Annotated in this window: 20 protein-coding genes and 1 pseudogene; 16 read left to right on the plus strand and 5 right to left on the minus strand. The window is 62.7% G+C overall.

The window, feature by feature from the left end; all coding sequences use genetic code 11:
• The first annotated feature begins 2 nt into the window (after positions 1-2).
• From BMI86_RS20240 to BMI86_RS20265, 6 genes are all read left to right on the plus strand, one after another.
• On the plus strand, positions 3-1,034 hold the full coding sequence (locus BMI86_RS20240) for a toprim domain-containing protein (RefSeq protein ID WP_038073782.1): 1,032 nt from the start codon (positions 3-5) through the stop codon (positions 1,032-1,034).
• Between the two features lie 363 nt (positions 1,035-1,397).
• Complete coding sequence (locus tag BMI86_RS20245; protein WP_038073772.1) at positions 1,398-2,330, plus strand: DUF2493 domain-containing protein; 933 nt, start codon at positions 1,398-1,400, stop codon at positions 2,328-2,330.
• Positions 2,331-2,414: 84 nt separating this feature from the next.
• Positions 2,415-2,699: a WGR domain-containing protein gene (locus BMI86_RS20250; RefSeq protein ID WP_038073764.1), complete on the plus strand. Its 285-nt coding sequence runs from the start codon at positions 2,415-2,417 to the stop codon at positions 2,697-2,699.
• Positions 2,700-2,754: 55 nt separating this feature from the next.
• Complete coding sequence (locus tag BMI86_RS20255; RefSeq protein WP_038073763.1) at positions 2,755-4,089, plus strand: hypothetical protein; 1,335 nt, start codon at positions 2,755-2,757, stop codon at positions 4,087-4,089.
• A 3-nt stretch (positions 4,090-4,092) separates the two neighbouring features.
• Positions 4,093-4,431, plus strand: coding sequence for an antitoxin Xre/MbcA/ParS toxin-binding domain-containing protein (locus BMI86_RS20260; RefSeq protein ID WP_038073762.1), 339 nt, complete (start codon positions 4,093-4,095; stop codon positions 4,429-4,431).
• A gap of 9 nt (positions 4,432-4,440) precedes the next feature.
• Positions 4,441-4,989: an RES family NAD+ phosphorylase gene (locus tag BMI86_RS20265; protein ID WP_038073761.1), complete on the plus strand. Its 549-nt coding sequence runs from the start codon at positions 4,441-4,443 to the stop codon at positions 4,987-4,989.
• Between the two features lie 140 nt (positions 4,990-5,129).
• On the opposite strand, the gene BMI86_RS20270 is transcribed toward BMI86_RS20265, so the two are convergent.
• From BMI86_RS20270 to BMI86_RS20285, 4 genes are all read right to left on the minus strand, one after another.
• The gene (locus tag BMI86_RS20270) at positions 5,130-6,242 is read right to left on the minus strand and encodes a Fic family protein (protein ID WP_078542909.1); all 1,113 of its coding nucleotides are present in this window, start codon (positions 6,240-6,242) and stop codon (positions 5,130-5,132) included.
• 120 nt (positions 6,243-6,362) lie between these two features.
• Positions 6,363-6,602, minus strand: coding sequence for a hypothetical protein (locus BMI86_RS20275; protein WP_076367301.1), 240 nt, complete (start codon positions 6,600-6,602; stop codon positions 6,363-6,365).
• A gap of 160 nt (positions 6,603-6,762) precedes the next feature.
• Positions 6,763-7,395 carry a hypothetical protein gene (locus BMI86_RS20280; protein WP_076367303.1) on the minus strand — a complete coding sequence of 211 codons (633 nt, stop codon included), beginning with the start codon at positions 7,393-7,395 and terminating at the stop codon, positions 6,763-6,765.
• 10 nt (positions 7,396-7,405) lie between these two features.
• Positions 7,406-8,125 (minus strand): division plane positioning ATPase MipZ, encoded by a 720-nt coding sequence (locus tag BMI86_RS20285; RefSeq protein WP_078542910.1) that lies wholly within the window; start codon positions 8,123-8,125, stop codon positions 7,406-7,408.
• Positions 8,126-8,677: 552 nt separating this feature from the next.
• Here BMI86_RS20285 and mobC point away from each other — a divergent pair.
• From mobC to BMI86_RS20300, 3 genes are read left to right on the plus strand one after another with little or no spacing between them, the layout of a single operon-like run.
• Positions 8,678-9,265: a plasmid mobilization relaxosome protein MobC gene (mobC, locus tag BMI86_RS20290; protein ID WP_078542911.1), complete on the plus strand. Its 588-nt coding sequence runs from the start codon at positions 8,678-8,680 to the stop codon at positions 9,263-9,265.
• On the plus strand, positions 9,252-11,600 hold the full coding sequence (locus BMI86_RS20295; protein WP_078542912.1) for a relaxase/mobilization nuclease domain-containing protein: 2,349 nt from the start codon (positions 9,252-9,254) through the stop codon (positions 11,598-11,600). Before mobC ends, BMI86_RS20295 begins: the two co-directional genes overlap by 14 nt.
• On the plus strand, positions 11,593-13,548 hold the full coding sequence (locus tag BMI86_RS20300; protein WP_078542913.1) for a type IV secretory system conjugative DNA transfer family protein: 1,956 nt from the start codon (positions 11,593-11,595) through the stop codon (positions 13,546-13,548). Before BMI86_RS20295 ends, BMI86_RS20300 begins: the two co-directional genes overlap by 8 nt.
• 276 nt (positions 13,549-13,824) lie before the next feature.
• Here BMI86_RS20300 and BMI86_RS20305 read toward each other — a convergent pair whose 3' ends face one another.
• The gene (locus tag BMI86_RS20305) at positions 13,825-14,199 is read right to left on the minus strand and encodes a cytochrome c (RefSeq protein ID WP_232419510.1); all 375 of its coding nucleotides are present in this window, start codon (positions 14,197-14,199) and stop codon (positions 13,825-13,827) included.
• A 190-nt stretch (positions 14,200-14,389) separates the two neighbouring features.
• On the opposite strand from BMI86_RS20305, the gene BMI86_RS20310 reads away from it, so the two are divergent.
• The 7 genes and pseudogenes from BMI86_RS20310 (at position 14,390) to BMI86_RS20335 (ending at position 21,428) form a co-directional block, all read left to right on the plus strand.
• Complete coding sequence (locus tag BMI86_RS20310; protein WP_018001749.1) at positions 14,390-14,749, plus strand: hypothetical protein; 360 nt, start codon at positions 14,390-14,392, stop codon at positions 14,747-14,749.
• Between the two features lie 74 nt (positions 14,750-14,823).
• On the plus strand, positions 14,824-16,368 hold the full coding sequence (locus tag BMI86_RS20315; RefSeq protein WP_026155642.1) for a multicopper oxidase domain-containing protein: 1,545 nt from the start codon (positions 14,824-14,826) through the stop codon (positions 16,366-16,368).
• A gap of 121 nt (positions 16,369-16,489) precedes the next feature.
• A complete protein-coding gene (locus BMI86_RS21585; protein WP_018001747.1) occupies positions 16,490-16,618 on the plus strand; it encodes a hypothetical protein in 129 nt (42 codons plus the stop codon).
• Positions 16,619-16,634: 16 nt separating this feature from the next.
• Positions 16,635-17,021 (plus strand): DUF302 domain-containing protein, encoded by a 387-nt coding sequence (locus BMI86_RS20320; protein ID WP_018001746.1) that lies wholly within the window; start codon positions 16,635-16,637, stop codon positions 17,019-17,021.
• A 1-nt stretch (position 17,022) separates the two neighbouring features.
• On the plus strand, positions 17,023-17,694 hold the full coding sequence (locus BMI86_RS20325; RefSeq protein ID WP_078542914.1) for a VTT domain-containing protein: 672 nt from the start codon (positions 17,023-17,025) through the stop codon (positions 17,692-17,694).
• The gene (locus tag BMI86_RS20330; RefSeq protein WP_010139851.1) at positions 17,694-19,046 is read left to right on the plus strand and encodes an APC family permease; all 1,353 of its coding nucleotides are present in this window, start codon (positions 17,694-17,696) and stop codon (positions 19,044-19,046) included. Before BMI86_RS20325 ends, BMI86_RS20330 begins: the two co-directional genes overlap by 1 nt.
• A 49-nt stretch (positions 19,047-19,095) precedes the next feature.
• Positions 19,096-21,428, plus strand: a pseudogene (locus tag BMI86_RS20335) (heavy metal translocating P-type ATPase).
• The last annotated feature ends 25 nt before the right edge of the window (positions 21,429-21,453 follow it).

Below are 21,453 nucleotides of genomic sequence, written 5' to 3' on the forward strand. Positions count from 1 at the left end.
CCATGTATTCCGAGACCGAAGACCTCATACGCGATCTGGCAGAAAATGCCGAAGGCGTCTGTCGTGCCTACCTTCCCGCCGGACGGCGGGAAGGATCCTACTGGATCGTCGGCGATCTGCAGAATAACCCCGGCCGGTCGCTCTTCGTGCGGTTGACGGGCCCTGCGTCGGGACCAGGGGCAGCGGGCAAGTGGCAGGACCCTGCCGTCGGCGCGCATGGCGATCTCCTCGACATCATCCGCGCCCGGACGGGGATCACGCGCTTCCCCGACCTTCTTGCCGAGGCCCGAGCGCATCTTGGCCGTCCGCAGCCGGTCGAACCGGATAGGCAAGAGCCGAGGAAGGCCAAGGCGTCCGGTGGCACTCCTGCGGCGGCGGCGCGCTTGTTTGCTGCCTCGAACCCGATCACAGGCACGCTTGCTGAGACCTACCTCCATTCCCGAGGCATCACCCAATTCGGGGCGAACGGCGCCTTACGCTTCCACCCGAAGTGCTGGCATCGGGAAGAGGGGCAGACCCGGAGCATCCCCAGACCGGCGATGATCGCGGCAGTTACCGATGGGGCAGGGGGCGTGCAGGGCGTGCATCGCACCTGGCTGGCGCCTGACGGACAGGGGAAGGCGGCAGTGAATCCAGAGCGTCGGGCTATGGGTCACCTCCTCGGCAATGCTGTCAGGCTCACCCCGCAGGATGACATCCTCGTCGTCGGCGAGGGCATCGAGACCATGTTGTCCCTGTCCGAGGCAATCCCAGGTCTGCCCGTCTGGGCGGCGCTCTCTTCGGGTCACCTCGGGGCGGTCCTATTGCCGAAGGGGCTCAAGCGCCTTTACGTCGCGATCGATCGCGATCCGGCCGGGCAGCGCGCGGCAGAGAAGTTGAGCGCCAGAGCCTCCGAGGTCGGGGTGCGTGTGCGGGTGCTGGAACCGCGGCTCGGGGATTTCAACGATGATCTTCGGGCGAACGGCAAGGACGCGCTGCGCCAGCATCTGGCAGGGCAGATCGGGCCCGAGGATCGGTATCGCCTGTCCGGCTGAGCAGCATCGCGTAGGGGGCGGTCGGGGATAGCGGGGCAGGGGTCACGGATCTCAGTCGCGGTTCTGGACCGTCGCCTTGCCTCTTCCCGGGCAATCTCATCCACCCGTCACCCACACGGCCTTCAAGAGATGGGCAGGCGGCCGTCAAAGGTGACGCCCATTCAAGGACGGGGGGCAACTGATTTCCGCCGGCGGCAGAGCCGCCTTTGCATCGCGAGACAAATCAGCCGCCCCCCGTCCTCCTCCACATGCGTTCCGTCCCCGAAGGCGGGGTGAAGGGGCGTCCCCCGTGACGGCTTCCGCAGCCCATGAAGGCCGCGCGGGATGACGCGCGGACGAGACAGGCCCGGAGGCAAGAAACCGATGACGATCCACACCCACGACGACGCGTATGAACCCGCCCACACCGCATCCCAGACCGCCCATGCGCTCGACGAGCTGCAGCTCTATGGCTACCGCCCCTTTGACGAGCCCGATCCGCGCCCGATGCCAGATGGGCAGCGCCTCGCCGTCGCCGTCGCCGACATCTTCGACGCCCTCGTTGCGACCCTCGAAGACACCCGCATGGAACCCGACCTCGAAGAAGTGCTCTGGGGCCAGGTCAACCTCTTCCACCGCGCCACGGCCCGGATCGAGCGGACGCTCGATGAGAACGAGCAGGCGCAGCGCCGCCTCCAACGCGAGCAGGACGGCTCCGAAGTGAAGTCCGTCGAACTCGAGCGCCTAACGGCCGAAGGCCTGACTCTCGTTGAACGGCGCAACTGCATGGACATGATGCGCGATCACGCCGCCACCGAGTTCGTCCATCACACGGGATCGACCTGGCGCCCCCGCACCGGCTCGATGGTGAACCGCCAGCACATGACCGCCGCCCTGATCGACAGCCGCGATTTCCTCGCCGCGAAGCGCCGCGCCGAAACCGAGGTGATGTTGCCCGCAGGCCCCAAGGTCGCCCTCACCGGCGGGACCGATTTCAACGATCACCGCCTGATCTGGGGCAAGCTCGACCAGGTCCGGACCAAGTATCCCGACATGGTCCTCCTGCACGGTGGTAGCCCGAAGGGCGCAGAGCTCATCGCCGCCAAATGGGCCGAAGCCCGGGGCGTGACGCAGGTGGCCTTCAAGCCCGACTGGACCAAGCACGCCAAGGCCGCGCCCTTCAAGCGCAACGACGCGATGCTGGATGTGCTCCCGGTCGGGGTCCTTGTCTTCCCCGGAACCGGTATCCAGGAAAACCTCGCCGACAAGGCCAAGAAGCTTGGCATCCCGGTCATGAAGTTCGAGAAGGGGGCGTGAGCCCCCGACTTCAATCCGGGACAGAACATTGTGGAAACGTCGAAGAGCGCTTGATATTGTGGTCTGGAGAGAGGCGCCAACAACATGTTCGACACATCGCAGCAAATGGAAGTGTTCCCGACGACGGTCGATCTCAAGCGGATCGACCCGTCTCTGAACATGCGCCGCTTCTATCGAATGAGCGTTCAGCCGGACCTGTTTGGCGGCGCATGCCTTGTGCGGGAATGGGGCCGTATCGGGTTTCGAGGGCAGATGCTGATAGAACGGCATGATGACGAGGGAAGGGCTGTCACGGCACTCATGAAGCTCGCGGCGACGAAGAAGCGGCGAGGTTATCGGTTGCTTGATAGAGTGAATGCCAAGGATTGACATTCCATATCAGTTTCACTATTTAAATTTGTGAAACTGATATGGAACAAGCGCCATGACCAAGGTTGTCGTCCCATTTCCGAAAGGCCAGCGACTGCGTTCGCCGTTAGCGCAGTTCTTCCGTGTCGGAGACTCTCACAACAAGTTTGCCGAGATGTACGCGTCCGGGGGGCTGCCTGCTTCTCGAGTTGTCTTTGACGCCGCACGCCTCAACCGACAGACTGCTCTAGCGAAAGAGTTAAAAGTTGAAGGTGTTGAGATCACGATCGACACCGGAGCGGCCGAACTGTCGAGCTTGGCGCGACATAGGACGTTTGTGCGTAACTCCCCATGGTTGGTCGAGGCTCCGATGTCTCCCTTGGGGCCGGACGCATTTACTACAGAGGTCATCGAGCGCATCGCGGAAATGGTGGTTGCGGTCGGTGCGGATCGCGTGCTGGCTCCGAGTCACTTCTTGGGCGATCCGAAATTTGACGGATGGCTCAAGGTCGATGCGGCTGCGTGTTCGGCCCTACGATTGGCGCTTGATCGTTTGGGGGGAGGCCAGGTCCGGATCGACTACCCGGTTATACAAAGCGTTCAAGGATTGGTGGATCCCGCGTCGCGGAAGGCGCTTGCCGAGACCCTTTCGATCCTTCCCGTCGATGCGATTTGGATGCGCCTTTCCGGTCTCGGGAAGGAGCCAGGTCCGCAAAAGGTTCGGTCTTTGATACGGATGCTCAGCGGTTTCCACAATATGGGGAAGCCTGTCATTTTGGACTACTGTTCTGGTTTGAACGCGGAGGCTACCGAAGCATTCGGTGTGGCTTCTGGCTCCGCGAGCGGAATTCTCGAGTTGGACCAGTTCAACGCACGTGATTGGCACAAACCCCCAGAAGAGCCCGATCCCGATGCGCAGTTCGGTCGGCGTAGCATTGTTCAGGTACCGGGTCTTGGTCGGGGCTTTTATGCACACGAGTTTGAATTGCTAGCCAAGTCTCGCGGTGGCCGGAAGCTGCTTCTTCAAAGCGAGTTCGTTTCCGTTTCCAGTGTCGAGGAAATGGTAAGAACTCGAAAGCAGGTACAGGCACTTCACTTGGTGCGCTCACAAGAAGCGCTTCAGTCTGTACCGGACCTCAACCGAGCAGGGCATTTTTTGTCAAAGACGATGGCGGATGCCGAGCGCAGGGCAAAAGATGTCAGCTTCCTCAAGCCCACTGAAGCTCAAGCCCAGGCGGCGGGTGTCGACTTGCCAAGTCTGCTCAAGCGGACCAGAGGACACGCAGAGACGATGGGCAAGGTTGCAGACGCGCTTGAAAAGCTCCATGAGGAGCGCGGAACAGAGTCACCGCGAGTTCGGGCTTGCGACTTCAATGTCGATATTGCCCTGCGTCGTGGCGATCAGAGGTAAGAAATGCAAAGTGCAGTGTCACGCTACATAGGCGAACTCGCCGACATCGGGGGCCTTAAAGGAACCGATATCGCAAATATTACGGATGTCTCCAAAGCTACGGTGTCGCGTTGGAAGGCTGGTGATATCAAACCGCAACCAAAGAACGAACTGATTCTGTCCGACCTCTATTACGTCGTCGGCCGTCTCAATGAATACTACACGCCGGACGAGGTTCGCGCCTGGTTGTACGCGCGGCACCCGCAACTTGGCGGCGAGCGCGCCATGGATCTTATTCATAATGATCGCTCGCTCGAGGTTCTGGCCGTTATCGACCGGCTGGACAATGATGTTTATGTGTAGGTTCGATGAATGGTTAAAGCTCGACGCGACAACCGGCTGATCGACGCGATTGAGGCAATCGAGCCAGTCGTTTTTGAGGGCAATGTTTGGCGCTTGGTTCGTGACGGACGAGACCCGCTGTTGTGCAGCGCGTCGGGAGGTCGGTGGGACGACGGAACCTTCGATGTGCTCTATACCTCAACGTCTCGGTCGGGCGCTCTGGAAGAGATGCGCTTTCATTTGATGCGCGGCCAACCGATTATGCCGAGTAAAGTTAAGTACCGCATGTTCGAGATCGAACTTCTACTTGAACGGGCGCTGCGATTTTTGGATCTTGACGCGCTTTCCGACGTTGGGTTGAACACGGAGACGTTCGGTCGTCTTTCCTATGAGCAAAAGAACGACGAATATCCTCGTACTCAGGAGATTGGTGAAGTCGCACACTTCCTAGATTTCGATGGCCTGATTGTCCCATCAGCTCGATCCGACACAAACAACGCTGTTGTGTTCTGCGACAAGGTAAGATCGCTGCCCGAGTCCACTCTCAGGGATCACGGCCTCGTGGACTGGGAAAAATGATCCAACTCGATAAAGAGCTTAACCTTCTTGGCTGACAAATTGGGTATGAGGGTTTCGATTAGCTATCCCTGCTTGCAAAGATAGATGTTACATAAAACGAATTATCGGATTTTTGATAAGTTGTTGTTTTCGTGCAATTTTTATTCAATCCAGTCGAGTTTCAACCAGTATCGCGTATGCCGCCGCTCGCCGGTTCGAGCGAGCACGCCCTTCTCGACCAGATCCTGCAGATCGCGGGTCGCGGTCGCGCGTGAAGTTCCGGTGATCTTGAGATAGTTGTCGGCGCTGAGGCCGCCTTTGAAACCGCCAGGGCCTTCCCGAAACATTCGAGCGATGGCCTTGGCCTGACGTTCGTTCAACTGGTCTCTGTAACGATCGTAGAAGTGTGCCTTGCTGATGAAGAAGCCGACGCGGTCGAGTGTTGCCTGTTGGGCCTTCAAGACAACTTCTGCGAACCAGACGAGCCAATCGGTCACGTCGAGCGTTTTTTGATGCTGCTCGAGCTGATCGTAGTATCCCTTGCGCTCCTTCTCGATGGTGAAGGCGAGCGAGATGAGGGTCGGCTGGCCAATGTTCTGCGCCAGCGACTTTTCAGCGAGGGCGCGACCCAAGCGGCCGTTGCCGTCTTCGAATGGGTGGATGCTCTCGAAATAGAGGTGGCTTAGCCCTGCGCGCGTCAGCGCTGGAAGCGGCTCTGCTCCCCCGGGCCCGGTCTTGTTGAACCAATTCGCGTATCGCTCCATCTCAGGCATCACCCGCTCTGAAGCCGGCGCTTCGAAGTGGATCGTCGGCCGGTCAAGGCGGCCGGAAACGATTTGCATCGCCTCGGCGTGTTGTCGGTAGGCCCCAATGGTTTCCAACCGACGGTCATGGGACAGGAGCATCCGATGCCAGCGGTACAGTGTCTCATGGGTCAGCGGCTCTGCAAAACTGGAATAGACATCGACCATCATTTCCGCGACGCCCTGTTCGCGCGGCTTGGCAGGGTAGCTGTCCGGATCGAGGCCCAGATGGCGGCGCAACGAAGATTGCACACTGAGCCGATCGAGGATTTCACCCTCGATGGCGCTCGTCTGCATCGCTTCCTCGCTGAGCAGTTCGATGCGGAGTTGCTCGCGCTCCGGCTGGCTGACATGATGGACCGCGCCGAGGATTTCTCCGGACGACAGCAGAAACGTCTGCTCGAACGGCTCCAGAGCGGAGGCGTCATACCGGAAATCCGGCCAATCGGGCAGCGTCCAGTTCCAAGCCATGAGTTATAGACATCCTTTCTATAACTCATATTTAGATCACTTCTGAGGCATAGAAGTCAACTCTATCGCTCAAAGGACCTGCGGGATGGGGTGACCCACAAAACGACGCGAGGCCTTGAGCTATGCCTTTTCAAGGTGCGTCAGATCTTGCTGACGCGGTCTGGGGGTCTTCGGATCGGCGGGGTTCTGTTCCGGCGCTTGAATGAATGGTTCATAGCGAACGTTCGCCATGGCGCGGTCGAACCAGGCAGGCTGCACGTCGCCATTGTTCCATTGGTACAGGTAGCCAACCAGATTTTCAGATGTCTTGCAGAGGATGCGCATGATCGGTTCGCCAGTCAGGCGGGGCTTCGTATTCATAATGCGTTCCTCCTAAATGGACCTCGCAACTCGTCACTACTGAGGTCTGAAATTCCTGTTAGCTGGTGTTAGGACTAGGTTTCTGCAACTGCAAGATGAACTGTTCCCTGTGGGCATAAATCCACCGGCGAAATGCAAGTTGTCTTTTTAGATAGGTGCCTTACGGTTCATGCTGCGATGCAGCACGAACAGCAATTTCTTCCAAAATTCTGTCGATCTCGCCCCATATGCGTGGTTCCACCTGGCCGCGGATCAGGGCCCATTTACTCAAGACGTCGAGGGGGTCGTGGTCCCGAAGGAGCATACTCAGGCTGGCCGCATCGACTGCCAGAGATGTCCGGGCCTGCCACTGCGTGTTTCGAGTGCGTCGCTCCTCCGCGACTGGGGCGAAGACCGGCGACAGTTGCCAGCCTTTGACTGCACGGCGCAGGGCGGCACGCACCACATGTGCTGGCTCAACACCACAAGTCTGCAGCGCTGCTTCCTGTCGTTCGAGTGCGTTGACCCTGATGTCGATCTTCCGGGTCGGGCTCAATGCGCGCGCCGATACGGGAGCTCTCAGGCTGGTATGCGGGTCAGAGCTTTCCGCGGTGACTTGGTGCGGCGCCACGGCACCTTCTGGCACACGCTCTGACTCGTGCCGATCAGCGTCAACGTCAGCGGCTGGGGTCCCAGTCTTTGTTGCTGTGACCTGTGCCTCATCTTCCTTCCCGGGAACCTCGCGGTCACCCTGTTGCAGGGTGGCGGCGTAGGCTGGGTCGGGCCTGGTGATGGTCGGGATCTTCTTGCGCAATCGACTGTCCTCACGCAGCAAGAATATTGTTGAGGATGTCCGTCGCCTCCTCGAGCGCCTCGACGACATGACGTACATGTGGACGCATCAGAGGGTTTGGATCAGATTGCTTTTCCAGCGCCAAGGCGTGGAGAAGCCCCTTCTGATCCATCTCCTTGTAAGTGTTTCGTCGCATCATGACGGTCTCAATCACCGGAAAACGGGTGAGCGCTTCTTCAATCAGGGCGGCGTCAGCACGGGTCGTTTTCGGGTCAACCATGTTGAGGACGACGTGGTGGCGCGGAAGGCTGGAGGGGTCGTCAACGCGGGATTTCAGCTTCTCATACCAATCGGCAGTCTGTGCGCCGACATCGAAATCAGACGTCGACAGCATGACGGGCGTCACGATGTGGTCCGCAAGCACCGCGATGCCGTCTGACCATTCGGCACCGACCCCTGCGGTATCGATAAAGATGAAGTCTGCCGTGCCTGCCATGTAGACCTGATCGATCTGATCCTCGACACCCGCCACGCTTTCGACGGTGGCCGAGCAGAGAAGCGGCGAACTCAGCCCACCGGCTTGCGCCCGAGTATGCCAGGCCCCGAGTACCCTCGTGCTGTCCGTGTCGATCAACATCACTCTGCGTCCGGCGGCGATCGCGGCACTGATCAAGGCGCGCGAAAGCGTCGTTTTTCCACTGCCCCCTTTCCGGGCCATCGCTGCGACCACCACAAGATTTTCGTTCGGCATTCTGATCCTCCGCAAAAATAGTGAATCGCAACGATAATGCTAAAGTGTCGCTAATCGCATGAGGCGGAGGGGTCAAGCAGAAGTCGGGATGCGACCCGCGTTTGGCATGCAGCGGGCGGCGTTGTGCGATGACCGTGCAACGTCTGCCGTGGCGCCGTCAGCATTCGTCGCGGGGCATCACACACCCGCCAAATGTCGGGATACGCTTGGCGATGCGCTTCGGACAGAATGCAGGTGACGGTTAGCGCGCTCCAGACGACGGGAGGCAGCCTCGCGTATGGCGTTCTGCAGGTGACGCGAGACGGTCAGCACGCAGCGAAGCCCGTCTTGCGGGGTGCAAGAGACGGGGCGCAAAAGACGCGATGCGCGATGCGGAGACCGCATCGCGTGGTGCCATGAGCGCGACGCGCGATCCATTTGACAAAGGACGGGAAATCGCCCCAGCAGGGCGATTTTCTACATTGAGTACAAGCCCTTATGGCCGACTCCACTTGCGTTGGGAGTCGGCGGGCTTGTACGAAGTTGGCAAGAAATAGGAACGTTAACTTCAAAATGCCCCGCCGTCGTAGACTGTCAGAGATCGAACGATCGACCATCGCCCAGGACCGCCGGAACGGCGTTTCCGCGGCGTCATTGGCCGCGCGCTACGATGTCAGCCTGAAGACGATCTACAACGTGGTGAACCACTGGGGTGAGCGTCAGACAGCGAACGGCAGCCGATCGCGGGTTGTGGGGATCCGGGTCTCGGACGACGACCTGCGCCGGTTCGACGAGGCGCTGTCGCGGCGCGGGATTGCGCACCGCTCGGATGCAATGCGCCGCCTGATGCTGGCGGCCGAAGGTGTCTTCCTGCCCGACGACGAGATGTGTGACGAGTTGCGCAGCCTCGGCGCCGCGCTCAACCGGGTCGGCAACAACGTGAACCAGATCGCGCGACGTCTGAACGAGGCCAAGGTGCGGGGCGAGACACTGTCCTACCCGGCCTCAAGTCACCGTGACGTCCGCGCCCTTGCGGGTCTGGTCTTCGATCTGTCCGACCAGGTCCAGGAGATGTCGCGTGCGCGGCGCAGCGTGCTGGACCTTGAGATCAGCTCCGCCCTGGCGGGCCTCGCCGCGAGGGATGCGAATGGTGCGGAGTGACCGGGTCCGGGGCATCGACCCGGCGCTCTTCGACCGCGGCTGGAGCCGGGTTTCGGGATCCTGGCAGGGGCTTTCCAGGGGCGCGCAGATGGTTCGGGCCGCGCGCGGCTATTCGCCAGCGATCTTCAAGGCTATCTCGAAAGGGGGCTGTCACACCGGGGCGCAGCTACGGGCGCAGCTCACATATCTCACGACAAAGTCGACCCATATCCTCGACAGTCGCGGCACCCATGACGGGAAGAAGCAGCTCTCGGAAGCCGAGATCAACCGAGTGGCGCGGCGGTTCGAGAAACAGTGGAACGAGCGCTACAGCCCCAAGCTTGGCCATACGTCGCATCTGCTGATGGCATTCCCGGTTGGGACCAGTGGTGAAGAGGTGCGCGATATCACCCAGGCAGTCTGCGAGAAGTTCTTTCAAGGTGAGGGCTCGCAATTCGACTATATTGCTGCAATACACCAAGATCGCGCGCATCCACATGCGCATATCGTTCTGAACCGCCGCAGCAAGGATGGCGAAATGTTCTTTCTCGGGAAGGATCATCACTTCAACTACGACGCCTTTCGCGAGGCGATGGTCGAGGCGGCCCGGGTTCATGGGATCCGCCTCGAGGCGACGCGTCGTCTGGATCGCGGCGTCACGACCTACCGCGCCGAGATCGATGAAATCTACAAGGCTCGCGACGAAGGCCGTCCCCCTGTCGAGCGCCAAAGAACCGGCGCTGACCTGGCGGCTGCTCTCGAGACTGTCCGAAACAATGCTTTGATCTACCGCGGGCTCGCGGCGGAGGCGTCCCGTTCGAATTTCGAAGACGTGGCCGAGGCGCTCGAGAGGGCCAGCACCATCCTTGCCAGTGGCGGTCAGATTCAATCTGACGGAGCCATCTATATGTCCCAAGACGAAGCAGCGTTCGACACACTGATCACCGAGTTTTCTCAGAATATTCGCCAGATCGAGGCGGCGATCGACAGGGCGCCGGCGGCCGAGAGGCCGGTGATCGAGCGCAAGCTGACCGACGTTCTGGCCTCGGTCGCGCATTTGAACCCGCTCGGGGATCGCTCCGCCGCCCTGGTCGATGCCCCATCCCGGGACGGCATCTATGCAAGGCCGAACTTAAGTGAAGAACACCTCGCGTGTCTTGACGATGGAGAGGTGGCACCAAAGCTGGCCGAGGCGTTGCAAGGCACGGGCATCGATGCCGAGGCTGTGGCCGCGCGCCTGCGGGAGGGGGCAGGCAATGCCGCATTGGAGCGCCAGTGGCTGGCACAGGATCTGCAAGGGATTGCCAAAGCAAGCGACCTCGATCTGGAGAAATCTGTGGACCGGGAAGAAGCGCTCGACCGGCTGGAAGCCGTTCATGTTCGGCTGGGCGATGTTTTGACCGACGTACGCGTCCTGCGCGCGCCAACCGAGGTCGACGAGGTGGATGACGCTGAGGCAGCGCTTGGTGAGCGGTTGACGACACCTGGGAGCGATCTCGCGCAAGATGGGTCCGACATCTTTGCCCCATCGGAGCGGCAGGCGTTCAGAGCGCTGGTGGCGCAGTTCCGCCGGACGGATTTCGATCATCCGTTCTCCGACGACCCGTCCGTCCGGCGGGCGGGCGCTGTGGAGGTTGAAGAGGCCCGCGCCGCGTTCGACGCCTACGCGCAGAAATCGCCGCAGCATTCTGAACTGGCCTCGATGGCCTGGGACCAGGCGACTGACAGTCGAATGCCGCAGCAATATGCGGTATCTGAGCAGGACCGCACGTTGCATGCTGGCGACATGGACCTCGCCTTGCGGGATCCCTCGGATCATCTCGGTCCGATCACCGAAGAAGTCCGCACCCTCGCCCGCTATCGCACGGAGATGCCGGATGATGAATTCGGGCAGGCCGTTAGGGGCGAAATCAACCACCTTCGTTCGCTCGGCGCGTCGCGGGCCTATATCAGCGAGCGCAGTTTCGAGATCGAGGACCAGGCGCGACAAGACTACGCCGAGCGCCGGTATCTGGAAGAGACAGCGCCAACCGTCATGGCCTTTGTGCGAAACGCCGACGTCGAGGGCCCGCTCTCCGAGTCAGAGCAGCAGGGCATCGTCCGGCAGATAAACGAGCGACTAAGCCCTGACGCAATCGACGCGCTGCGGGCCGGTAACGCGGACGTCCTGGACAAATTCACCGAGGATCCGCTGCGCCAGCTGGAACTTGCCAAGACCTATCTTCAAAGCAGCGAGGTCACCGCGCATGGCCCGGCCATGGAGCGCGTTCTCGATGCTCTGGCCGAAGAGCAGATCGAGGCGCAGCGCGCGCGCCACGCCGCGGCACATGGTGAGAAGGGGATCACCCATGGATAAAGGCAAGATTGCCCTAGGAGTTTTGAGCCTCGTGCTGGTCGGTCTCGCCATGGGCTATGTCGTGGCGACCGGCTTTGTCATGTTCCGCTATGGGCTTTCTCCCTCGCGTTTCGACGTCACCCTGCTTGCCCGCGAATATCGGGGTCTGTCTCAGTCTGCACCAAAAGACTTCCTCTGGGTGAACCTCATCCTTGGCGGCTTCGGCCTGGCATCGCTGATGCTGAGCGTCACGCTTCTGGGGGATGCATTGACCCGCTTCGGGACGACGCATTGGCAGACCCGCAGCGAGATGAAGAGGAACGGTTTCTTTTCCAAGCCCGGCGGCGGCTTCCTTCTGGGCAAGCTTGGCTCCCCGAAATCCAGGCGCCCGTTCCTTGTCTCAAGAACCTTCCCCCACGCGCTGATCGTGGCGCCTACAGGTCGGGGCAAGGGCGTAGGGTTCGTGATCCCGAACCTTCTGACCTACAAGGGCTCGGCTGTGGTGCTCGACGTGAAGGGCGAGAACTTCCGCGAGACCTCGCGCTTCCGCGCCAGCATGGGCGACAAGGTATTCCGCTTCGCGCCGACCGACTGGGACCGCCCAACCCACCGCTACAATCCGCTGGCGCGCATCGCGGCCATGACCAACCCCGACCGGCAGCAGATGGAGCTTAAACTCACCGCGAAGCTCTTTCTGCAGACCGACAATGAAAAGCTGAGCGGGCTTTTAGCCGGGGGTATCGACCTCTTCGTAGCGGCCGGTCTTCTGGCCTTCGAGCGCGGCGTTCCGACCATCGGCGAGATTTACCGCATCACAGCCTCGGGGGGCGACAAGCAGAAGGAATACCTGAAGCGTTCACAGGAGGTGAAGAACAAGTCGGCCAAACTGATCTTCGAGCGTATGGCATCGACCAACAACGACACCCTCACGTCCTACCTCTCCCTCCTGATGACATCGGGCCTCGACACTTGGGACAACCGCGCGATTGACGCGGCCACCGCGACCTCTGACTTCTCATTCCGGGATATCCGCCGCCGCCCACATGCGATCTATCTTGTGGTCGAATCCGAGATGATCCGCCCGCTGGCTCCGCTGATCCGCCTCTTCTTTTCGGACCTGATTGCCTCGCTGCAAGCACAGGAACCCGGCGATGATGAGCCCTGGCCGGTGATGATCATGCTCGACGAGTTTGACCGGCTCGGGAAAATGCCAATCGTAGCCGAGAGCATCAAGACGCTGCGCTCCTTCGGCGGTAACCTCGCCATCGTGACCCAGACCATCCCCGCGCTGGACGAGATCTATGGTGAAAACACCCGCAGGTCGCTGCAGGGCGGCGCCGGGGTAAAGCTCTACCTCACCCCGTCCGAGCAGAAGACCATCGAGGAATTGAGCCAGGCTGTGGGCAAGACCACCAAGCGTGTGGTGACCCGCTCCCGCGCGGTTGGACGCAATCCATTCGAAGGGCGCAGCGTCTCGGAGAGGACAGAAGATACCCCGCTCCTGACCGAGGATGAGGCCCGACGCATGGACCTCGACGAGGTCATCCTCGTGATCGACGCGCAGATGCCGATCCGGGCAAGAAGGGTGAAGTATTTCGAGGACCCGGCGTTGAAGGTTCTGCACGCCTGTCAATCGGGGAGTTTCCCGTATCCGGACGAGGACGGGCTGCGGCGGGATCGGCAGATGTCTGAGACCCGGGAAACGGTGGAGAAGCTGAAGCAGGAATTGCAGGAGGTTCGGGCGGCTGCGGGACCGCGGGAAGTCGACCCGAATGCGCCTAACGCGGCGAAAACTGACCCTGTCAGCGCAGCGAAGGTTCGCGGCCGCGCGGCTCGTGCTGCTGCAAGCGGAGGTGGCCAGGGACAGCTGTCGCTCGATCTCGCAGGAATGGGTCTCAACCATGCAGGCAGATCAGAACTGGCAGCGGCAGTGCAAACGACGCGGGCGATCATTGAAGCGCATGGATGACTAATGGCCGCCGCCTCTCTGGCGGTATTATGCTGGCTCCCAGAGACGTGCACACGGATCGCACATCGCCGTCACAGGGCGTTGCGAAGTCGGTCCAATCTGCCAGAAAAATCCGAGGTTTCCCTGCAACAACGATTTGCTTGGCGACCGCAGGACGGGATGGACCCGATATCCAACCAACTCCACGTTAAGCTATTGTTTCTGAATCGCTTCCCAAAACGCTCCGCCCACCACTGACGTTGTGACCATGCCCCGCATCAGCTCTACTTGGAGCATCTAGTTTCCCTGTGACATGCTTTCTTGATAGTTCCGCTCGCGCTCTGGCCATGTGCTCTTGATGTAGGCTAGCACCGCGCGGATTTCCGCGTCGCTCAGAACGCCTCCGAACCCCGGCATGTCGCTCTTGTAGCCGCCGCCGACGATCGCGGCCGTGCCTTCCTTTACGATGCGGAACAACACATCGTCGGGATGGTGCCAGGTGTGACCGCTGGCGTCATGGGGAGGCGGCGGCAACCGGCCCGAGGGAAGCGGCGAGCGCCAATCAGGTTGGCCTTCGAGATCCGTTCCGTGGCATGCGGCGCATTGATCGGAATAGATCTGCCGTCCTTGCGAGACGACCTCTACCGAGGCGATACCGCTGGTTGAAGCAATGCGATAGTGCCAGCCCGCAATCACAATGCCGCCAGCGGTCACACCTGCCACCGCTATTCGGACGCCTCTTCTCAAGTGTTCGGTCCCGATCGCTTTAGTAATTTATCGCCTTCACGCTGAGGCCGAATCAGCCAGAGACGTATCGCCGGCGGCACTGGACATTTTTGCGAGCAATGTCTATCTTTCTGGCATGTTCGCCCGAGTCCTCTCCATGCTTGCCATAATCTCGATCGCCGTGGTTACGACGATCGGCGCAGCCCATGCTACGCGAATGGGCGGTATGCAGCTGGACCATACGGATCATCTTGGTGCGATGATGCACGCGTCCGGCGACGCTCATCCATCCTGTGACGGCAACCAGCATTGTGGAGCGACCGACGCCTCCATTTGCGAGTTTGTTTGTACAGGTCTGTCGGTTTTCCTGGCGATGCCGGGGGTGGAGACCGGACACGCCTTCGAGCCCGCGGACCACGACTCTCCCGCCGGGGCCGTCCACGTCAGCCATATGCCAGGACTGAACGAACGACCTCCCAAGCTCCGTCTCCTCTGATAGCGCCCGGGCCGACGCCCGCGGCGTCCCCATAGGCATTTTTGTACGGGACGGAATGTCCCGAGGAGACGACCATGAACACCCTTTCACGACGCGGTTTTCTTGCCGCAAGCGCGGCCGCCGTTGCAGTTGCGCACATGCCCCGGTTTGCCCTTGCGCAAACCCCTGACTCACTTCGCCTAGCCGCGGCCACGCGCACGCTCGACATCGACGGACGCGCGGCTTCGGTCTTCGGCCTTGCCGGTTCCGGCGGCCAGGGACTGGTGCTCGATCCCGGACAGCGGTTCCGGGTCGATCTGACCAACGATCTCGACATCGGCACGATCATACACTGGCATGGGCAGATCCCGCCCAACGCGCAGGACGGCGTGCCCGACATGCCGATGCCCCTGCTCGCGCCGGGCGAGACCCGATCCTACGACTTCGAGGCGCGGCCCGGCACGCACTGGATGCACAGCCATGTGCCAACCCAGGAGATGCAGCTGCTCGCCGCGCCGCTGATCGTGCGCTCGGCCGAGGATGTCGCCGCCGACCGGCAGGAGGTCGTGATGTTCCTGCACGACTTCTCGTTCAAGTCCCCGGAAGAGGTTCTGGCCGAGATAAGCGGCGGTCACGCGGGCGGCGGCCACGGCGCACACGCGCATCACGGCGGTGCTCAACCCATGCAGGGGACGCCCATGGGCGGCATGGGCGCCATGCCGGGCATGGATCACGGCGCAATGGGCGGCATGCCAATGGACCAGATGCCGGGTATGGGCGGGATGATGGGCATGGGCGGCCAGATGGGCGGCATGGCCATGGACCTGAACGACTACGACTGGGACGCCTATCTCGCCAACGATCGCACGCTATCTGACCCCGACGTGGTGCAGGTCGAGCGCGGCGGTCGCATCCGGCTCCGCGTCATCAACGCCGCGGCGGCCACGGTGTTCTGGATCGATACCGGGGCGGCCGGGGCGCGCCTCGTCGCGGCGGACGGTCACGCGGTGCAGCCGCTTTCCGGCAACCGTTTCGGGCTCGCCATGGGACAGAGGCTCGATCTCGAGATCGACCTGCCGAACGAAAACGGAGCCTGGCCGATCCTCGCGCTGCGCGAGGGGGCGAGGGAGCGCACCGGTCTGATCCTCGCCACGCCCGGTGCCGAGGTGCGGCGCGTCGATGCCGTGGCGGAGGCTGAAGCGCCCGCGTTCGACACCGATCTTGCGCAGGAAGCACGGCTGATCGCGGTGGACGCCCTGCCGGAGCGCCCCGTGGATCGCAGCCAGATGCTGATGCTGGGCGGCTCGATGCAGCCCTATGTCTGGACGATCAACGGCGCCGTCTGGGGCCAGCACCAGCCGGTCACGGCGCGCAGAGGCGAGCGGGTTGTGCTCTCCTTTCACAACATGTCGATGATGGGGCACCCGATGCATCTGCACGGCCACGTGTTCCAGGTCGTCGGGTTGAACGGACGCCGCGTGGCAGGCGCCTTGCGCGACACGGTCTACGTGCCGCCGATGTCGATGGTGGACTTGGCGCTGGACGCGGGCGAAGCCGCGCGCTGGATGCTCCATTGCCATCACATGCCGCACCTGGCGACCGGCATGATGACCGAGTTCGCGGTATCGGCTTCGGTCTGACCGCAGGCGGGGCGTTCGCTTCGAGCGCCCCGACGTCCCGATCGCTGCGGTTTCGCTCCACCACCTTCTCGCGAGATCCGCAGAGACGGGCCTCTCGCAGCCCGGAAAACAGGAGGACGACATGATGAACTGGAACGACATGGGCACCGGTATGGGTTGGGGTATGGGGTTTGGCTGGCTGTTCGGCCTGCTGATCCTTGTGCTGCTGGTTTTGGCCATAGCAGCGCTGATCAAGTATCTTCGGAAATAGGAGAAAGGATTTCGCGATGACCTACACGATCAATCGCATGATCCCCGACGCAAGTATCGACGACGTCGACGCTCGGGCACGAAAGGCGCTGGCGGATCACGGTTTTGGCGTTCTGACCGAGATCGACGTCAAGGCGACTATGAAAAAGAAGCTCGACGTCGACATGCCGGCCTATCGCATCCTCGGCGCCTGTAACCCGAAGATGGCCTGGCAGGCCATCGGGATCGAGCCGCGGGTGGGCGCAATGCTGCCCTGCAACGTCATCCTGCGGGAGGTCGAGGGCGGCGTGGAGGTCGGCGCCATCGACCCGGTCGCGTCCATGCAGGCCATCGAGAACGCCGAGCTGCACGCTGTTGCAGGCCAGGTCCGCGACCTGCTGGCGAAGGCCGTCGCGGCGGTTTGAGATGAGCCTACGCGCCGGCATTCTCACTGGTCTGGCGATCCTCGGGATCGTCCTGCTCGGGGTGTGGTTCATCGCGCCTTCGGCCCTTGCCAAGGTCCGGGACTGGTTCGAGCCCGAGCGACTGGAGGCGCTGGTCGCGCGCGCGGGTCTCTGGGGGCCGATGCTGGTCGTCACGCTCATGACAATCGCGGTCGTGGCCAGCCCGATCCCGAGCGCACCGATCGCGCTGGCGGCGGGTGCGGCCTACGGACATGTCTGGGGCACGGTTCAGGTCGTGATCGGCGCCGAGCTTGGCGCGTTGATCGCCTTCGGCCTTGCGCGGGTTCTGGGGCACGACGTGGTCCGCCGCGTCTTCGGGGACAGGATCGATGCCGGGCTTCTGGGGTCCCAGACCGCCCTGACGGCGACGGTGTTCGCCAGCCGTCTCATGCCCTTCGTGTCCTTCGACATGATCAGCTACGCCGCCGGGCTCAGCCGCCTGCATGCCTGGCGCTTCGCACTGGCGACACTGGCCGGCATCATCCCGGCGAGCTTCCTGCTGGCGCATTTCGGCGGCGAGGCGGTGAGCGGTGACCTTGGCCGGGCCACATGGGCGGTCCTCGGTCTCGGCCTCGTGACCGGGCTGCCGCTGATCTGGGCCGCGACGCGAGGGAAGGCAGAAAGGAAGAAGTGATGGCCCAGCAGTATCAGAAGAACAGCCTGTCGCTCTTCGACACAGTGGCAATGGGAACCGGCGTGATGATCGGAGCGGGCATTCTCGCACTGACCGGGCAGATTGCAGAACTTGCGGGTCCCTTGTTCCCCCTTGCCTTCGTCGCTGGCGCCGTGGTGACGGGATTCAGCGCCTATACCTACGTCAAGATGTCCAACGCCTGGCCGTCTGCGGGCGGGATCGGGATGATCCTGACCAAGGCCTACGGTCCGACGACGGTCGCGGCCGGTGCCGCGCTGCTGATGGCGCTGTCGATGGTCATCAACGAAAGCCTCGTGGCGCGGACATTTGCGACCTACCTCCTGCGGGGGCTCGATCTGAAGCCCGAGGGCTGGCTGGTCCCTGCCATCGGCGTGGGCCTCATCGTCTTCGCCTACCTCGTGAATGCGGCAGGCAACCGCTCCGTGGGTCTTCTGTCGCAGCTCATGGCGGTCCTCAAGGTGGGCGGCATCGCGGCCTTCGGCATTGCCGCGCTCTGGGCCGGCGGCTTCTCTTTCGAGGCGGCGGAAGGCGCGGATGGCGGTGCGGTTGCGGGCTTCCTTGCCTCGGTGGCGCTCGCGATCCTGGCCTTCAAGGGCTTCACGACGATCACCAACAGCGGCGCCGAGGTCACCGACCCGCACCGCAACGTCGGGCGAGCGATCATCATATCCATCGCGATCTGTGTCGTCGTCTACCTTCTCGTCGCCTTTGCCGTCGGCGCCAGCCTGCCGCTCGATCGGATCGTGGCGGCAAAGGACTACGCGCTCGCCGAAGCGGCCGAGCCCGCCCTCGGGCGGATCGGCTTCTACCTGACAGTCGCGCTCGCACTGGTCGCGACCGCCTCGGGCGTGATCGCCAGCATCTTCGCTGTGTCGCGGATGCTGGCCATGCTGACCGACATGAAGCTGATCCCGCACAGCCATTTCGGTATGCCGGGCACGATCCGCGACCATACGCTCGTCTATACGGTGGTGATCGCCAGCGCGCTGACGATCTTCTTCGACCTCAGCCGGATCGCCTCGCTTGGCGCCTTTTTCTACCTCGTGATGGACATCCTGATCCACTGGGGTGTCTGGCGGACTCTGCGGGAGGAGATCGGCGCGCATGGATGGGTCCTGCTGACGGCGATCGGACTGGACGCGGTGGTCCTTGCGGCCTTCGCCGCGCTCAAATGGCAGAGCGACCCGCTGATCGTCGTCATCGCGATCGCCGGCATGACCGCCGTTTTCCTGTTCGAGCGCATCTTCCTCGCGCTCAACCCGCCATCGCACGAACCGGCGCATGGCAGCCACCATTCCGCACAAGAAGAAAGACACGAGCCCACCTCTTGACCTTCCAACGACTGGAGGCCGCACACCGGGACAGAAAGGACATCAATCCATGGCCAACCATCATCACCATCACGCTACCTCCGACACCAAAACCGGCGCAAAGACCGCGACCGACCCAGTCTGCGGGATGCAGGTCGAGATCAAGGAGGGCGCGCGGACGCGCGACTACGGCGGCGAGACGTTCCACTTCTGCTCCGCCGGGTGCCAGGAGAAGTTCGACGCCGATCCGTACTTCTACGCCTCCGGCAACGCGAAGAAGGCCGGACAGAAGGCCCAGCCCGGCACGCAATACACCTGCCCGATGCACCCCGAGATCGTGCGTGACGAGCCGGGAGCTGCCCGATCTGCGGCATGGCGCTGGAACCCATGGTGCCTTCGGACGAACCGAGTCACGAGCTCGTCGATTTCACGCGACGCATGTGGATCTCGGCGGCGGCGGCGGTGCCGCTCATCATCATCACCATGGGCGAACTCGTCGGGCTAGACGTGCGTGGGTGGATGGGGCACCGCCTCTCGGTCTATGCTGAGTTCGTGCTGGCGACCCCGGTGATCCTCTGGGCCGCGCTGCCGTTCTTCCGGCGCGGGATCGACTCGATCCGCAATGTCTCGCCGAACATGTGGACGCTGATCTCGCTCGGCGTCGGCGCGGCCTATCTCTACTCGCTGGTCGCGACCTTCGCGCCGGGCGTGTTCCCGGTCGAATACCGGATGGGCCACGGCGTCGGTACGTACTACGAGGCGGCCGTTGTCATCGTGGCGCTTATCTTCGTCGGTCAGGTGCTGGAGCTACGCGCGCGGGAGCGGACGGGCGACGCGATCCGCGCGCTTCTGGACCTCGCGCCCAAGACCGCGCGGCGCATTTTGGCAGACGGGTCGGAATACGACGCACCGCTCGAGAACATCGTCGAGGGCGACCTTCTGAGGGTCCGGCCCGGAGACAGCGTGCCGGTGGACGGCGAGGTGGTCGAGGGCCGGTCGTCGGTCGACGAGAGCATGATCACGGGCGAACCGGTCCCGGTGGAGAAAGTCGAGGGCGACCGCGTCACCGGCGGCACGATCAACAAGAACGGCACGCTGGCGGTGCGCGCGACGCAGGTGGGCGCTGACACGGTGCTGTCGCAGATCGTAGAGATGGTCGCCGGGGCGCGGCGGTCGCGGGCGCCGATCCAGGGACTCGCGGACAAGGTCTCCTCGGTTTTCGTGCCGACCGTCGTTGTGATAGCCATCATCGCCTTCGGCGTCTGGCTCTGGGCCGGGCCCGAACCGGCGCTGGCCTTCGCGATCGCCTCGGCCGTTTCGGTCCTGATCATCGCCTGCCCCTGCGCACTGGGGCTCGCCACGCCGATCTCCATCACCACGGCCGCCGGCCGGGGCGCGCAGGCGGGCGTCTTGATCAAGGATGCCGAGGCGCTGGAACGCATGGCGCGGGTCGATACGGTGATCGTCGACAAGACCGGCACGTTGACCGAGGGCAAGCCGCGACTGACCGATGTGGTGGCGCTTCATGGCGACGAGGCGGAGGTACTCGGCCTTGCCGCTGCGCTCGAGCGCGGGTCGGAGCATCCGCTCGCCGAAGCGATCGTGGCCGGGGCGAAGGACCGCAGCCTGTCGCTCGAGACTGCGGAGGACTTCGAGGCGGTCACCGGCAAAGGGGTCCACGGCACTGTCGGGGGACGCAGGGTCGCGCTCGGCAATGCGGCGATGATGACCGATCTCGGGCTGTCGACGGACGAGGCCGAGGCAGAGGCCGACACGCTGCGCGCGGACGGCAAGACAGCGATGTTCGTCGCCGTGGATGGCACGCTCGCCGGGATCGTCGCCGTGGCGGACCCGATCAAGGAGACGACCGAAGCGGCGATCCGCGATCTGCACGCGCTGGGTCTCACCGTCATCATGGCCACCGGCGACAACCGGCGAACGGCCGAGGCGGTGGCCTCAAAGCTCGGCATCGACGAGGTCCGCGCCGGCGTCCTGCCGGAGGACAAGCAGAAGCTGGTCGAGGAACTGCGCGCCAAGGGCAAGTCGGTCGCCATGGCCGGTGATGGCGTGAACGACGCTCCTGCGCTCGCGGCCGCGGACGTCGGCATCGCCATGAGCACCGGCGCCGACGTGGCCGTGGAAAGTGCCGGGATCACGCTCATGCGCGGCGATCTCGTGGGGCTTGTCCGCGCGCGGAAACTGGCCGTCGCGACGCTCAGGAACATCAAGCAGAACCTGTTCTTCGCCTTCGTCTACAACGCCGCAGGCGTGCCCGTCGCCGCGGGGGTGCTCTATCCCCTGACCGGCCTCCTGCTCTCGCCGATGATCGCGGCGGCGGCGATGAGCCTCTCGTCGGTCTCGGTCATCACCAATGCGCTGCGGCTCAGGCGGATCGACCTCTGAGCGCACCTGACTTCAACCCATGGAG

It is taken from the genome of Thioclava sp. DLFJ5-1 (assembly GCF_002020115.1).
Classification (GTDB): Bacteria; Pseudomonadota; Alphaproteobacteria; order Rhodobacterales; family Rhodobacteraceae; genus Thioclava; species Thioclava sediminum.